The 13,897-nt window shown below is 37.4% G+C and carries 13 protein-coding genes; 2 read left to right on the top strand and 11 right to left on the bottom strand.

The genetic code is table 11. From position 1 onward, the window contains the following. Positions 1-184: 184 nt before the first annotated feature. From IGJ93_RS00875 to IGJ93_RS00860, 4 genes are all read right to left on the bottom strand, one after another. The gene (locus IGJ93_RS00875; RefSeq protein WP_067483346.1) at positions 185-2,008 is read right to left on the bottom strand and encodes an amino acid permease; all 1,824 of its coding nucleotides are present in this window, start codon (positions 2,006-2,008) and stop codon (positions 185-187) included. A gap of 211 nt (positions 2,009-2,219) precedes the next feature. Next, positions 2,220-4,925: a YhgE/Pip domain-containing protein gene (locus IGJ93_RS00870; RefSeq protein WP_218658036.1), complete on the bottom strand. Its 2,706-nt coding sequence runs from the start codon at positions 4,923-4,925 to the stop codon at positions 2,220-2,222. Between the two features lie 308 nt (positions 4,926-5,233). After that, positions 5,234-5,548, bottom strand: coding sequence for a hypothetical protein (locus IGJ93_RS00865; protein ID WP_067483350.1), 315 nt, complete (start codon positions 5,546-5,548; stop codon positions 5,234-5,236). Positions 5,549-5,578: 30 nt separating this feature from the next. Further along, positions 5,579-6,523, bottom strand: a complete 945-nt coding sequence (locus IGJ93_RS00860) for an NADP-dependent oxidoreductase (protein ID WP_270346072.1) — start codon at positions 6,521-6,523, stop codon at positions 5,579-5,581. A 184-nt stretch (positions 6,524-6,707) separates the two neighbouring features. On the opposite strand from IGJ93_RS00860, the gene rpsN reads away from it, so the two are divergent. Beyond that, on the top strand, positions 6,708-6,977 hold the full coding sequence (rpsN, locus tag IGJ93_RS00855) for a 30S ribosomal protein S14 (protein ID WP_067483353.1): 270 nt from the start codon (positions 6,708-6,710) through the stop codon (positions 6,975-6,977). Between the two features lie 313 nt (positions 6,978-7,290). Here the strand turns inward: rpsN and IGJ93_RS00850 are convergent, their stop codons facing one another. From IGJ93_RS00850 to cshA, 4 genes are all read right to left on the bottom strand, one after another. Beyond that, complete coding sequence (locus IGJ93_RS00850; protein WP_067483355.1) at positions 7,291-7,653, bottom strand: type II toxin-antitoxin system PemK/MazF family toxin; 363 nt, start codon at positions 7,651-7,653, stop codon at positions 7,291-7,293. A gap of 10 nt (positions 7,654-7,663) precedes the next feature. Further along, entirely contained in the window at positions 7,664-8,785 is a 1,122-nt protein-coding gene (alr, locus tag IGJ93_RS00845; RefSeq protein WP_270346071.1) for an alanine racemase, read from the bottom strand. 15 nt (positions 8,786-8,800) lie between these two features. Next, positions 8,801-9,151 (bottom strand): holo-ACP synthase, encoded by a 351-nt coding sequence (acpS, locus tag IGJ93_RS00840; RefSeq protein WP_067483359.1) that lies wholly within the window; start codon positions 9,149-9,151, stop codon positions 8,801-8,803. Positions 9,152-9,280: 129 nt separating this feature from the next. After that, a complete protein-coding gene (gene cshA / locus IGJ93_RS00835; RefSeq protein WP_067483362.1) occupies positions 9,281-10,795 on the bottom strand; it encodes a degradosome RNA helicase CshA in 1,515 nt (504 codons plus the stop codon). Positions 10,796-11,233: 438 nt separating this feature from the next. On the opposite strand from cshA, the gene IGJ93_RS00830 reads away from it, so the two are divergent. Beyond that, a complete protein-coding gene (locus tag IGJ93_RS00830) occupies positions 11,234-11,524 on the top strand; it encodes a hypothetical protein (RefSeq protein ID WP_075491326.1) in 291 nt (96 codons plus the stop codon). 37 nt (positions 11,525-11,561) lie between these two features. Here the strand turns inward: IGJ93_RS00830 and IGJ93_RS00825 are convergent, their stop codons facing one another. The 3 genes from IGJ93_RS00825 to IGJ93_RS00815 form a co-directional block, all read right to left on the bottom strand. Beyond that, the gene (locus tag IGJ93_RS00825) at positions 11,562-11,771 is read right to left on the bottom strand and encodes a helix-turn-helix domain-containing protein (protein WP_067483366.1); all 210 of its coding nucleotides are present in this window, start codon (positions 11,769-11,771) and stop codon (positions 11,562-11,564) included. A gap of 53 nt (positions 11,772-11,824) precedes the next feature. Further along, positions 11,825-12,298 carry a DUF2975 domain-containing protein gene (locus IGJ93_RS00820; protein WP_067483370.1) on the bottom strand — a complete coding sequence of 158 codons (474 nt, stop codon included), beginning with the start codon at positions 12,296-12,298 and terminating at the stop codon, positions 11,825-11,827. A gap of 137 nt (positions 12,299-12,435) precedes the next feature. Continuing rightward, a complete protein-coding gene (locus IGJ93_RS00815) occupies positions 12,436-13,785 on the bottom strand; it encodes a UDP-N-acetylmuramoyl-tripeptide--D-alanyl-D-alanine ligase (protein WP_270346068.1) in 1,350 nt (449 codons plus the stop codon). Positions 13,786-13,897: the final 112 nt, after the last annotated feature.

Below are 13,897 nucleotides of genomic sequence, written 5' to 3'. Positions count from 1 at the left end.
CGACAGTTTGTCACAGGTCCTTTTTTTCTATAAACAGTGTTCCCAAAACAACTCCTCAAAATAGCTCACATTCACTTCAAAATATGAAAAACTATTTTGAGTGTCTGCTCGCTATCTTGTCAGAGCTAAACGTTTTGCACCACAATCTTTGTTTATTGATAAAGTAATCGCTATGCTCCATTACTTATTTTTTCAGATGATAACTATAGGTACTGATAACAATATTTTCTCGCCAAGAAAGTCGCAAACGTAAACGCAAACTTGTTTGGTTGTGCAAAATATTTTGCCAACGACGGTTTGGTACAAACTGTGGAATCAACACCGTTGTCGTATAGTTTTGTTTTGCTGCATTTTTGCTCACTAGATCCACATAGCGAATAATTGGGTTTTCAATTGAACGATACGAAGAATGAACAACCGAAAAACGAACATCAGGAAAATGTTTTTTGAATTCGGCTTCGATTTCTTTTTCCTTCGCCACATCTTCATCTAAGGATACGTGCATTGCTACTACATAGTCCCCAATCGAACGTGCATAATTCAACGCTCCAATGTTTACACGAGTAACATTTCCCACTAAAACTAACACCGTATTTCCATCAAAATCATGTAACTTAGCATCTTCTTCTAAGCGAAGTTGTTCTGCCACATTTTTGTAGTGTCCATGAATTTTGTAAAAAACAAACAAAACAATAGGCATAATGATAAAGAATGGCCAGATATCACCTAAACGATAGATGAACAAAATAATAATAATCGAGTAAGAAATAAATGCTCCAACAATGTTTGCAATTGATTTTTGCAACCATTTCTTACCTTCTTTTCGCCACTTGATAACCATCCCTGTTTGAGAAAGAGCAAATGGGATAAATACACCAATCGAATAAAGTGGAATCAATCGTTCCGTTGATCCTTGGAAGATAAACAATAAGATGATTGAACCAAAGGCTAAAGTCATGATCCCATTTGAATAACCTAAACGGTCACCACGATCTTGATACATATGTGGCATGAATTTATCTTTTGCTAAATTAAACGCTAAAACTGGAAACGCAGAGAAACCAGTATTTGCGGCTACTGCTAAAATCAAAGCAGTTGCAAATTGTAAAACGTAATACAACACACCATGTCCAAAGACAGCTTTACCGATTTGAGACAAGACCGTCACTTCTGTTTCAGGTACGATGCCATACCAGTAGTTAATGAATGTAATTCCCACAAAGAAAAATCCTAAAATGACAGCCATCATTGTTAACGTACCCGCAGCGTTTTTCGCCCGTGGTTTTTTAAAGAACGGTACCGCATTACTGATTGCCTCAACCCCAGTCAGTGAAGAGGAGCCAGATGAAAAGGCACGTAAAATCAATGCAATCGAAACACCTGGAACAGCCGCGCCTGGCAAGGCAGTCGCATTTAACGGTACTGCACCAGTCACAATGTTGAACAGACCAACGACAATCAGCAAGGTAATGACAATAATAAATGTATAAACAGGAACTAATAAGAAAGAGGCCGATTCACGTAACCCTCTTAAATTCAGCATCATCAATAACAAGACAATTGCGACGGAAATACCTACCTGATGACCATACAAAGCTGGGATTGCCGACGTTATCGCCTCTGCCCCAGCAGAAACAGATACCGCAACAGTCAGCATATAATCGATCAACAATGATCCCCCAGAAATCAGACCAGCGTTTTTCCCTAAGTTTTCACTACTTACCACATAAGCACCACCGCCATGAGGATAAGCATGAATAATTTGTCGATAAGATAAAGTTAATGAAATAAGTAAAATAATAACAAATGCTGCAATAGGTAATGAATACCAAATTGCTGCGGTAGACAAAGCAACCAACACAACAACGATTTGTTCTGTCCCATATGCAATCGAAGATAGTGCATCAGAAGACAATAATGCTAGCGCAGCAAATCGACTCAATTTATGGTCGTCATTTTCAGCAGACTTTAACGGCTTACCGACTAACAACCTTTTTAAGTAATCCAACTCTTAAACTCCTTTACACTTTTTTTCATGTTAAATATTGTTTTTGAAAATTTACAGTAAACAAGATGATATAGTACGCTCATCAAATATAAAAGTCAACATTCTACTAAAAAAATCTTTCAAAAAACGAAAAGATTTTTAATTATAGAAAAACTGGAATCTCCATTCACTCAAGAGATTCCAGTTCAATTTTTGATTCATCGCAACATACTCAGTGGAAAATATGACTTTCGTGTGAGTATTCCTGCAATTTTTTCATTTTAGATTCAATAAATGGATAAACAGCCGTTCCGACAATCCCAAAGACGATGAACAAACCAATCATAATCCAAATCGCATTCGTTGCCGTTGGCCAGTAAATACCACCAGCTGATTCACGCAATAAATTCACCGCGTGAGTGAACGGTAAGAATGGATTGATCATTTGGAAGAATTTTCCAGAAACTTGAATTGGATAATTCCCACCACCACCTGAAATTGACAGCACGAGGATGATAATCGCCAGCCCTTTCCCTACGTTGCCGAATAAGGACGCTAGCACATAAACAATCATCATGAAGGATAAGGACACTAATAACGCAAATAACACGCTATACACTGGATTATGAGCGTCTACGCCCAATAGGAAGATATTTCCAAGAGCAACGATCAATCCTTGTGCCAAACCAATCGTTAAGAATGTCAACATTCGAGCAACATATTGTTCTCGCTTCGTGAATTTTGTTTTATCTTTTTTCTCAAGATAATAGTCAGTAGTTGCTACACTTGAAAGTAAGACTGCACCAACCCAAATACATAATGCCGTGTAGAATGGTGTACTTGCTGAACCATTATTGGCAATTGGATACAGTTGATTTGTTTTCAATTCAACTGGGTTTGTAAAGAAATCACTTTCTTTTGTCGCATCTAATTTCAATAATTTAATTACTTCACCAAGATCGACTTCTTCTTCCCCTTTACGGATAGCATCAGCAGCTTTTTCAATTCCTGCCTTGATACTTGGCCAATCATTTGTAATCAAGTCTGCGGCAGCATTAACAGCTGTCTCAACTTCTGGCATCTTTTCATTGACCGTTGTCAACGTGCCCGTTAATTCACCTTTTAAAGTTGGCCAATCATTCTTAATAAAATCAGCAGCTGTGTTTAATTTTTGCGCAACGACTGGCAAATCATTATTATACAAGTCAGCGCCTTTATTGATGCCGTCAACGATCGTATTCATGTTTCCATTCAGCATGGTGTTCGCATCATGGACTTCTTGACCAATTGCGGGCATTTCTTTTTGATATTTTTCTAGGATACCAACTGCATTTGAAACAGTTGTCTTTGTCGAACTTAATAACGAATCAAAGTCGATTTGGTCTGCTTTGTCTAAGACACCATTTGCTGTTTGAATCGTGTGAATCAACTGATCTAAGATTGATTCAACAGTTGAGCCAACTGCATTAACATTCAAATCAGTCGCTGCTTTTCCGATCTCTGAAGCAATCTCTTGGATGCCAGCTAATAATTTTTTTACATCGTCTGTACTGCCGGTTTTAACAATCTCATTTAAATTGCCCACATGCTCATCCAAATCAGCAAGCATCGTCTTAATACGATTCAATCCAGCAATAACGTCGTCTAGTTTATTGTTTCCAGCACTTGTTTGTAAGTCTGTCATAAATTGGACAACTTGATCAATGGCTTCTTGTTGACGACCCAAACTAGCAGAAAAATCAGTTAAGATTTGACCGATATTCGCTTTTTCTTCAGTCGTCGGTTCACCATCTGCAATCGCTCCTTCGATTGTTTCAATAATCGAATTTGTCGTAGTGGCAACTTCGCCAATTGATTTTAAAGTCACTTGCACGCTGGTCACAATACTTGGAACAGCCTCTTTTAATTGTGTCGCACCATTTTCAGTTGTCGACGCAAGATTACTTGCCTGTGATTCCAATCTTTTGATATCTGGCAAAGCATCTTGCACTTGACCAATAATCACTAGTCCTTGTTTTGCTTCATCAATTCCTTGATTCATTGTATCTTGGATTGAAGCAAAATCTTCATCAATCATCGCTAATTGTTTCCCAGCGTTTTGGATTTCAGGAATTTTTTCTTGTAGATCCAAAATAATCTTCGCTTGTTCTTGAAGTTCAGGCATCTTGTCATTCAATGCAATGACTTTTTCACCCATTTCGTCTACTTTTGGTAGATAGTCAACAAATTCATTTGCTTTGTTGAGCTTTTCTTTGATGCCAGGAAGTTGGCTTTGAAGTTCTAGCACTTTTTTGGTATACCCTTCAATGTCATCCAAGTTTTCATCAGTAGAAAGAATCATATCTTTTACTTTATTGATGCTCACTAAGTTGGAATCAATATCGTAACCAATTTCGTTAAAAACTTTTAGCAAGGTTGAACTTGCTGTGTTAATAAATTCCTCTGTGATTTGTGACTGAATCGAACTTGCACCTTTATCAGTGATTTTCGGCGCAATCGCGTTAATTTTTTCATTAACGGTGTATTCGATTTTTGGTTTCTTAATGTCCCCACTGGTAAAACTTAATAAGTCTTCAGAAAAATCAGTTGGCAGATAAATACCTGCATAATATTTTCCTGAACGAACACCAGATTCTAATTCAGCTTTTGAGTCAACAAATTGCCAACCCAGCTGGTCATTTTTGTGTAGTGACTTTATTACTTCTTTCCCAATAGCTACTTCTTTTCCTTGAAATTCAACTGGCTTATCCGCACTGTATACGGCGATTGGTAACTCTCCAGTATTTCCATATGGATCCCACAAAGCTTTGATATTAAACCATGCGTACAGTGAAGGGATAATCATGATAGCGATAATCAGAAGTGTCGCAATCGGGTTTTTAAAGATTCGTTTCCAATCAAGTAAGTAAAGTTTAAATGTATTTTTGATTGATCCCATAATTTTCCCCTTCTTTTTTTCTAGCTGAACTACTTTACCATGCAATTCTCTATGATTTCAATGAACATTAATCAAAAAAAGCAAGAATTTTGACATATAAGGACAACTGTCGAACTGTAATCTCTTACAATTTAAAAAACTATTAAATTTTATTTCCTTCACTTTATCATGAAATAACGTGGAATGATAATTTTATGATAAAAATTTAGCCCTAATCCATGAAAACTCTTTCGCAAACATAAAAAAAGTGAGGACAAAACTTTTTTCTTGTTTTGTCCTCGCCAAAAAGTTTCTGACAGAATTAAAAATTATTTACCTATTTTTTCTTCAAGATAGGTTTGCATCAATTGTTCAAATATTTCATTTAACTGTTGTTGATTACTTTCATCTCTTACGAAAGATTGGACAGAAGAGCCACCATTATCAAAACATTTGATTGGAACTGGTTCATTTGCTATTTCTTGAACAGTGATTTGCGGGTGATACATGAAATCACCACAGGGACCTGGTTGTAAAAAAGCAAATTCATAGTATTCTCCTTGTTTACGTAAACGATAATAACCATTCGTTAGCCATTCTTTTTCAGTTAACTGTTGTTTGATTGCTTGCCAATTTTTATTCATCCTCTCACCTCATGCGAAAGTATAGCATAACTAAGCGAGTGTCAATACAATTTTTCCAGCAGGAGGATGGCCTTCCACTAACTGATGTGCATGGATGACATTCTCTAATGTTGCTGGCAACAGTTGACTAATAGGTACAGTGAATGTTCCTTTTTCATATGCTCGTAATAAATAAGAAAATGCTTCTTGATCTTGATATTCCTTTCTTGGAACAAATGATTCATAAAAACCACTTTTTTTCTCTCGTAGATCCAAATCTGGTAGTTGCGTCAATGCAACATAACGCCCCCCTGGTTTCATAATCTCGATACCCGAAGTCCCGCGTTTGCTACCTTTTGTTGCATCAATTACAATATCTGCTTGATTCGCAAAACGTCCGCCGGCATCTTCTTGATCGTAAGCAGCGAATTCCGCTACTCCAAGCTCACGTACTTTTTCTTCATTTTTTTTGGAAGCACTGGCTAACACTTTGATCCCTTTAGCATGCAATAACTGGACAAGGCTTGAACCAACACCGCCAGAAGCTCCTTCAATCATCACAACATCCGTTGGTTGTACATCAAGTAAATGTGTCAATAAATTATACGCAGTCAATCCCGTTGTTACCATACCTGCTGCTTGCGCCCAATCCATTTTCTCAGGAATCTTTGCTACTTTTTTCGCGGGAACAACAATTTCTTCGCCATAGGTCCCTCCAACTGCGTGGACAACTACTCGATCACCAACAACAAAATCAGTCACGTCTGAAGCAATTTCGGTTACAATTCCGGCACCATCATTTCCCAAAACATAAGGAAATTTTAACGGACGAACCTCTTTCATATTTCCAAGTCGAAGAGATACATCATATGGGTTGATACTAAATGCCTTTAACGCTACTCGGAGGCGTCCATCCTTTACTTCACGTGGACTCGCATCGATTTCTTCAAATACATCCTGTGCTAAACCATACTCTTTTATCGCAAATCTTTTCATACTTGTCACACTCCTCTTTATTAGTTTACGTGGAAGTGCTATTTTTTACAAAAAAAGTGTATGAGTAAAAATAGTTGTCTTTTTTAATCAGACGTGCTAAATTATGAACGGACATCTCATAATCGTAACAATTACGATTTATATCAAAATAAAAAATAAATTTTAAACAATTGGAGGAAACACAATGGCAAAAAAATCAAAAATTGCAAAAGCAAAGAAACAGCAAGCAACGATTGAACGTTATGCGGCAGTACGACAAGAATTAAAAGCGAACCATGATTATGAAGGCTTGCGTAAGCTCCCTTTAGATGCGCGCCCAGAACGTTTGAAAAATCGCGACTTAATTGATGGTCGTCCACGCGGATACATGCGTAAATTCGGAATGTCTCGCGTGAAATTCCGTGAATTAGCTCATAAAGGATTGATTCCCGGCGTTAAAAAAGCTAGCTGGTAATTACAAAGTTCTGCTTTGAATAAGTTGAAGAATTTCCTTTCACGGAAAAAATGCGGTTCAAAAGTTTTGCGCTTCAAAACTTGCGGGTGACTACTTTTGTCCCAATCTCTTTTTCGTATACTTTGCAAGCAAGACTGACTGAAGAACTAATTAAAAAGGTGAGGGCAAACGAGATTTCGTTTGCCCTCACCTTTTTTTGCCTTCATATCACAATTGTTTGCGAACACTGCTTATTCTATGTAAATATAATTTATCAAGTTAGTCAGAGCTGCTACATATCGACTAAATTTCATTCAGGCAAGTCACATCATCGTTACTTTGATACTGGAGCGATTGCCTCCACACCAACACTGATTTTTAATGCGCGATCGACATCTTGCATAATTTCACGATCTAAGTGACACACTTTTTCTTTCAATCTTGATTTATCAATGGTCCGAATTTGTTCTAATAAAATGACGGAGTCTCGGTCTATTCCTGTTCCCGTTGCTTTGATCCCTATATGCGTGGGTAATTTAGGTTTCGCCATTTTTGCAGTAATTGCTGCCACGATTACCGTTGGACTAAAATGGTTTCCTAAATTATTTTGAATAATCAGCACAGGGCGTGTTCCGCCTTGCTCTGATCCCACAACTGGAGAAAGATCAGCAAAGTAAATATCTCCTCTTTTTACCATAGGATCCTCCTTATTTTTGATATTCTCTTGGTATCCGTGTTCCTAGTATACAAGCTACTTCATAATGAATCGTTTCTAATTGATCGGCTACATCTTGCATCGCAATCACCTGATCCTGGTTTTTCCCAATCAGAGTCACAGTTGTTCCTACAGGTAATTCATAAGGTAAGCGAACCATCAATTGATCCATACAAACTCGCCCCACTATTTCACAAAATTTTCCATCAACTAATAAAGAAAATCCTTGCATCTTTCTCAACCAGCCATCTGCGTAACCAATTGGTACGGTTCCAATCCATTCTGGTTTTGATGTGATGTATGTTTCACCATAGCCAATTCCTTCATTAGCAGCTAATTCTTTCACTTGAATCAATTCAGAAACAAGTTCGAGTGCTGGTTGTAATGGATAAACTTCTGGTAACGCATGACCAGATGGATTCAATCCATACATCGCAATTCCGTAACGAATCATATTCCCAATTGATTCGTCGTGCCACAAAGCTGTTGCACTGTTACTAACATGCACATAGCGAGGTAACTCTGGTAATTCTTCAAGAACAGCTAAAAAACGATTTTTTTGTAAATTCCAATACGTATCATCTTCTTGGTCAGCAGTAGAAAAATGTGTAAATAACCCTTCCCATTCAAAATACGATATTGCTTGAGCAAATTCAACTGCTTCTCTGATTTCTTTTGGTGTTAAAAAACCAATTCGTCCCATTCCTGTATCTGCTTTTAAATGAATTTTCAACTGGCCTTCAATTGCATGTTCTGAAAAATATTCTTTGGCGTCATCTAACCATTCTTTGGTCCCCACCGTTACTGCCAAATCATTGGCAATTGCCAATTCGATTGCGGTAAAAGGAATCATATTTAAGACTAAAATTGGCTGAGTGAAACCTGCTTCTCTTAATTCTAGACCTTCATCTAAGTTAGCTACACAAAAGCCTGTAGCACCTCCCGCAATCGCTGCATGTGCCGTTTCAATCGCACCATGTCCATAACCATTTGCTTTCACAACTGCAAATAATTCTTTTCCTTTTGGAAGTCTTGCTAATTCATTTGCCACATTCTCTGTAATAGCTTGTGTATGTATAATTGCTTTTGTCGGACGATTCCAAGCGACAACCATTTTCTTTCCTTCTTTCTATTCTTCCAAAATAATTTGTGCAAAAGCCAATTCATCTGTGTGTGTGATACTTACCCAAACAGTTCCTTGATGTGGGGACTGTGTGACAACAGGCTGACCGAGCACATCTTTTAAAATTTCAATTTCTTGAAATGTTACTTTACCGATTCCTGTTCCCCAAGCTTTTGAAAAAGCCTCTTTACATGCATAACGCCCACCTAAAAATTCTACTTGGCGATGGAAGGGCAATACACGAAACAATTCAATCTCATTGACTGTTAGTACGCGATCAATAAAATTTGTTTTTTCTTGAATAATTTTAGCAATCCTTGGTAATTCAACTGCGTCGATTCCAATCCCTTTTATCATTTATCTTCTCTCTTCATCAAATTTCGAACAATCTCATTCTACCAAATTCCTGCCAATTTACCACAATTAAGTCTATATATAACAAAAATGAAAGCTCCTCTTAAAATAAGAGAAGCTTTCATTTGTTTTTTAATCGTTATTTGAGCGAATTACAAATCCACGTTTTTTATCGTTTTGACGACGACCGCCGTCTTTATGATTTCCGTTGTTTTTGTTATATCCGCCTTTAGATTTATTTCCACGGTAATTTCCGCCTTCGCCTCGACGATTGCGATTATTGCCGCCACCACGTTTACCATTTTTATTGAACCCTTTTTTCTGAGATGGTAATGGACGTTCTGGTGTGATTTTCACTGGAATTGCATCTGAAGGATCTTTTGCAACAGTTTTTAATAATAGTGCAGCCAAATCTTGTGCTGAATATTTTTCCAACAATTTATCTGCTGGTGACAAGTATTTGTCCAAACCGTTTTCTTCAAGTTTTGCTTCAACTTCTTCAAAAGCAGCGCCTAGTTGGCCTTTAAATGCTTCTTTTTCGGTTGGTGGACGCAAAGCAGTCATACGTTTTTTCGTTAAGTTTTCAATTACGTGTAAGTAACCCATTTCGTTTGGTGTAACAAAAGTAACTGACATTCCGCCTTTACCTGCACGACCTGTACGTCCAATACGGTGAACGTAGCTTTCTGGATCTTGAGGGATATCATAGTTGTAAACATGTGTCACGCCAGAGATATCTAATCCACGGGCAGCTACATCGGTTGCAACTAAAATATCTAAATGACCGCTCTTGAATGAACGTAAAACGCTCATACGTTTTTGTTGTGATAAATCACCGTGAATTCCTTCTGCGCGATAGCCACGTGCTTCTAATCCACGAGCTAATTCATCTACACGGCGTTTTGTGCGACCAAATACAATCGTCAATTCAGGTTTTTGAACATCGAATAAACGAGTCATGATATCAAATTTTTCATATTCTTTTGCACGTACATAATATTGATCAATCAAATCAGCTGTCATTTCTTTTGCTTTGATTTTTACGTGTGTTGGATTTTTCATGAATTTGACACCAATGTTTTTGATTGCTGGTGGCATTGTTGCAGAGAATAATAATGTTTGGCGTTCTTCTGGAACAGTTGAAATAATTTTTTCAATATCTTCCAAGAAGCCCATGTTCAACATTTCATCTGCTTCATCTAAAACTAATGTTTGAACAGTTCCTAATTTTAATGTGTGACGGTTAATGTGATCTAACATACGTCCCGGTGTCCCAACAACGATATGTGGACGATCTTTTAAGCCACGGATTTGACGACCAATATCTGCTCCGCCGTAAACAGCTTGTACACGAATTTTTTTATCGCGACCTAAACGATAAAGTTCTTCTTGTGTTTGGATAGCTAACTCACGTGTTGGTGAAATAACTAAACCTTGTAATTCATGGCGTTGAGGGTCGATTTTTTCTAACATTGGTAGCCCAAAAGCAGCTGTTTTACCAGTACCTGTTTGTGCTTGACCAATAACGTCTTTCCCAGCTAATGCTAAAGGAATTGTTTCTGATTGGATCGGTGTTGCTTCTTCAAAACCAGCACGTTCAACTGATTTCAATAATTCTGGTGATAATTCTAATTCTTTAAATTTCAAATGAATCCTCCTATGTGGTTGTTAACTGAGGATGTAGCTTCTTTTTGCTACCCCGTCGATTTGTTCGGTCAAAGTGAAGTCGTTCTCTTTTTGACAGTGGCCACTATAACTATTTATGCGCAGAGCCGCTGTGACACCACCGAAAAATCACTTTGCGAAGTTTAGTTAGGCATTAGAAAAGCCAAACGGGTCACGTTCAGCTTTATCATTGTTATGACATCTGATCTCCGGATGTAACGACATTCAAAGTCAGTCCAATTTATCTTCATCTTTCGGCAATAGGTTATTCTACCATAGTAACTTGTTTTCTGCAAGTTTCCAGTTTTTATTTCAAGCAAGAACAATCTTTTTACAAAACTAGTTCTGCTACAAGAGAAATAAACTTCTTTACTTCTTTTTTTGTTATAATTCATAAAAAACTGAAAGGAGATCTAATTTATGCTAGTTCTCGCACTTTTGACAGGTATTGGTACATTTTTCAATTACTCTGCTATTACGAACCATACTTATTCATTGTCTTTAGCGATTTTTTTCCAATTAATTCTTTTTGGCTTAACATTAATTCCTTTGCTTAGTTACAAAGGTAGACGTTCTCACCCAAGTTATGATGGCGGCTGGTACACGATTTGGACGATTCCTTTTGCACTGATTATTCTATCTTTTCTAGGTAATTTAGCTGCGCTAGTTATCTTTTTGTTGAACCAATTTGGTTATCTCTCAGGCTTCTAGAATTTTCTAGAAGCTTTTTTATTGGCATGCAATATCTCTACGATGTTTCGTCAACATATTCCAATAAGTCAGCAGGTTGGCATGACAATACCTGACAAATTTTTTCAAGAGTCGAAAATCGAATTGCTTTTGCTTTACCTGTTTTTAAAATGGACATGTTTGCTTGGGTGATTCCGACACGCTCAGCCAATTCTGTAACACTCATATTACGTTTGACTAACATAATATCAAGATTCACTTTTATCATTTTTGTTCACCTCTTCAGTCTGGTTAAGAAATCGAATACTCATTCTCTGTTGGTTAAATAGTCAACTCATAATCTAACTTCAACTCAATTGCATTTTTAAGAAGCTTTTCGATAATCGAAACGAAGGTCGCTACTGCTAGTGGAATAATCAACATACCCAAGCCAATAATCATCACGCCTGGTGCATCATCATTGTCTGCAATATAATAAACAAAAGGTACAGTCCCTATAAGTACGATAAATTCCATGATTGTTAAACGAAAAATTGCCCGAACGTAAATCAAGCTCATCGCCGAGAATGCACGATCATTATCCACTAAACCTAACATTCGATACATGTAATAAATGATTAAAAGGGAAGCAATCGCTGACAAATAAAGTGAGATGCTGGCAAGTACTTGCTCTGGAAACACGGAATGCTCATTGATTGAAAACAGTAGTCCCATGGTTAGTAAAAAGCTGAGAAACAGAATAAATGCCACTAAACCTGCTAAAATAAATTTTAAAAAAGTTGTTTTTGGTTTCATAAATACAATCTCCCCTACCTTTAAGATAAAAATAGTATAACGTTCTCTATATCGTAAAACAATATGTACATATTGAAAAACAATAAAATTTTAAACAAAAAAGAGTACGATTTCTCGTACCCTTGCTATTACTAAATTTAGTTGAGCTTTTGTAATCTTTCAACTACTTCATACAAGCCCATTCCATTACTTCCTTTTAAAACAATACTGTCTTCTGCTTCCAATTGTGTTTCAATTTCTTGAATTAAAGCTTGCTTATCCTTTTCAAAATAAAAAACAGGTAGTTCACCACTTACTTGTAGGGCATCACGTAAATTTTCCATTTGACTACCATATAAAAAGATTCCCGCGAATTTATCAGGATCGATATGCTCACTCATTTGGGCATGCATTGTTGGAGAGTCCGGACCAAGTTCTAACATGTCAGCAAGAACCGCAAAACGGCGACCATTCGTTGGTAATTTTTGGAAAGTTTCTAAGACTAATCCCATCGCTGTTGGATTTGCATTATAAACATCGCTCAAAATCGCTGCTCCATTTCCAGCTGTTAACCATTCCGTTCGATTTTGCGTTATTGCAACTGTCGCAAAGCCTTGACGAATTTCTTCAATGGATAAACCAAAGAAGCGACCAACTGTATAAGCAATCAACGCATTCGTTACATTGTAACTTCCTGGTAAAGGTATCGTGAATGATTCGCCTGCAACTGTAAATGTCGTAGCTGTTTTTTCTTCCCTTGTTACCTCGCCTCGCACGTCACCCTCAGCAAGCCCAAATGTTGTTACTTCTTGTGACAAATTCTGACTTAGTGGTTTCAATAATGGCTCATTCGCTGGAATGATCAATAGACCTTTCTTCGACAAACCATCAACGATTTCCATTTTTGCTTTTGCAATCCCTTCACGAGAACCAAGATTTTCAATATGGGCTTCTCCAATCATAGTGATTGCAGCAACTTTTGGCTGTGCCATTTGAGATAACTCCGTGATCTCATTAGCATGATCCATTCCCATTTCTAAGACCAATTTTTCTGTTTCTTCCGGCATATGCAAAATAGTGTACGGTAAACCAATATTGTTGTTATAGTTTCCTTGCGTTTTATACGTCCGATATCGTTGTGCTAAAACGGAAGCGGTCAAATCTTTCGTTGTTGTTTTTCCGTTACTTCCTGTAACTGCAATTACTTCTGCGCCAACTTTTGCTAAATAATATTTTGAAAGTGCCTGCATTGCCTTCAATGTGTCTTCGACTGGAATCACTGAAATTTCTGTAGGTGCTTGAGCCATGTCCCAACTCCAGAAAGTGGCTGTTGCTCCATTTTCAATGGCTTGTTGAATAAACTCATGGCCATCACGCGCACCCGTAAGTGGTACGAACAAACTACCTTCAGTGACTTTTCGACTATCAAATTCAACATTTGTGATTTCAACGCTCTTCTCGCAATGACTTGAAAGTGCCTCTGCAATTTCTTGACTTGTTACCTTCATGTATTTTCTCTCCTCAGAAGAGGTCACTCCAGAAAAAAAACAGTTACTCCTTTCTGAAATGCCTGTCTATTCATAAAAAGGGGTTGCGACAATCATTGTCACACCCCTTCTT

This window comes from Enterococcus sp. DIV0174 (assembly GCF_050529065.1).
GTDB classification, from domain to species: Bacteria; Bacillota; Bacilli; order Lactobacillales; family Enterococcaceae; genus Enterococcus_B; species Enterococcus_B thailandicus.
The sequence above is the reverse complement of the archived record's forward strand: the minus strand, read 5'-3'. Positions and strand labels throughout refer to the sequence as shown.

What these genes read in the sequence shown, in the direction of transcription:
- IGJ93_RS00850 (WP_067483355.1), bottom strand. Translation starts at nt 7,653, where the DNA reads ATGGTAAAAAGAGGAGATATTTACTTTGCTGATCTTTCTCCAGTTGTG.
- rpsN (WP_067483353.1), top strand. Translation starts at nt 6,708, where the DNA reads ATGGCAAAAAAATCAAAAATTGCAAAAGCAAAGAAACAGCAAGCAACG.
- alr (WP_270346071.1), bottom strand. Translation starts at nt 8,785, where the DNA reads ATGGTTGTCGCTTGGAATCGTCCGACAAAAGCAATTATACATACACAA.
- IGJ93_RS00860 (WP_270346072.1), bottom strand. Translation starts at nt 6,523, where the DNA reads ATGAAAAGATTTGCGATAAAAGAGTATGGTTTAGCACAGGATGTATTT.
- IGJ93_RS00870 (WP_218658036.1), bottom strand. Translation starts at nt 4,925, where the DNA reads ATGGGATCAATCAAAAATACATTTAAACTTTACTTACTTGATTGGAAA.
- IGJ93_RS00815 (WP_270346068.1), bottom strand. Translation starts at nt 13,785, where the DNA reads ATGAAGGTAACAAGTCAAGAAATTGCAGAGGCACTTTCAAGTCATTGC.
- IGJ93_RS00830 (WP_075491326.1), top strand. Translation starts at nt 11,234, where the DNA reads ATGCTAGTTCTCGCACTTTTGACAGGTATTGGTACATTTTTCAATTAC.
- acpS (WP_067483359.1), bottom strand. Translation starts at nt 9,151, where the DNA reads ATGATAAAAGGGATTGGAATCGACGCAGTTGAATTACCAAGGATTGCT.
- IGJ93_RS00825 (WP_067483366.1), bottom strand. Translation starts at nt 11,771, where the DNA reads ATGATAAAAGTGAATCTTGATATTATGTTAGTCAAACGTAATATGAGT.
- IGJ93_RS00820 (WP_067483370.1), bottom strand. Translation starts at nt 12,298, where the DNA reads ATGAAACCAAAAACAACTTTTTTAAAATTTATTTTAGCAGGTTTAGTG.
- IGJ93_RS00865 (WP_067483350.1), bottom strand. Translation starts at nt 5,548, where the DNA reads ATGAATAAAAATTGGCAAGCAATCAAACAACAGTTAACTGAAAAAGAA.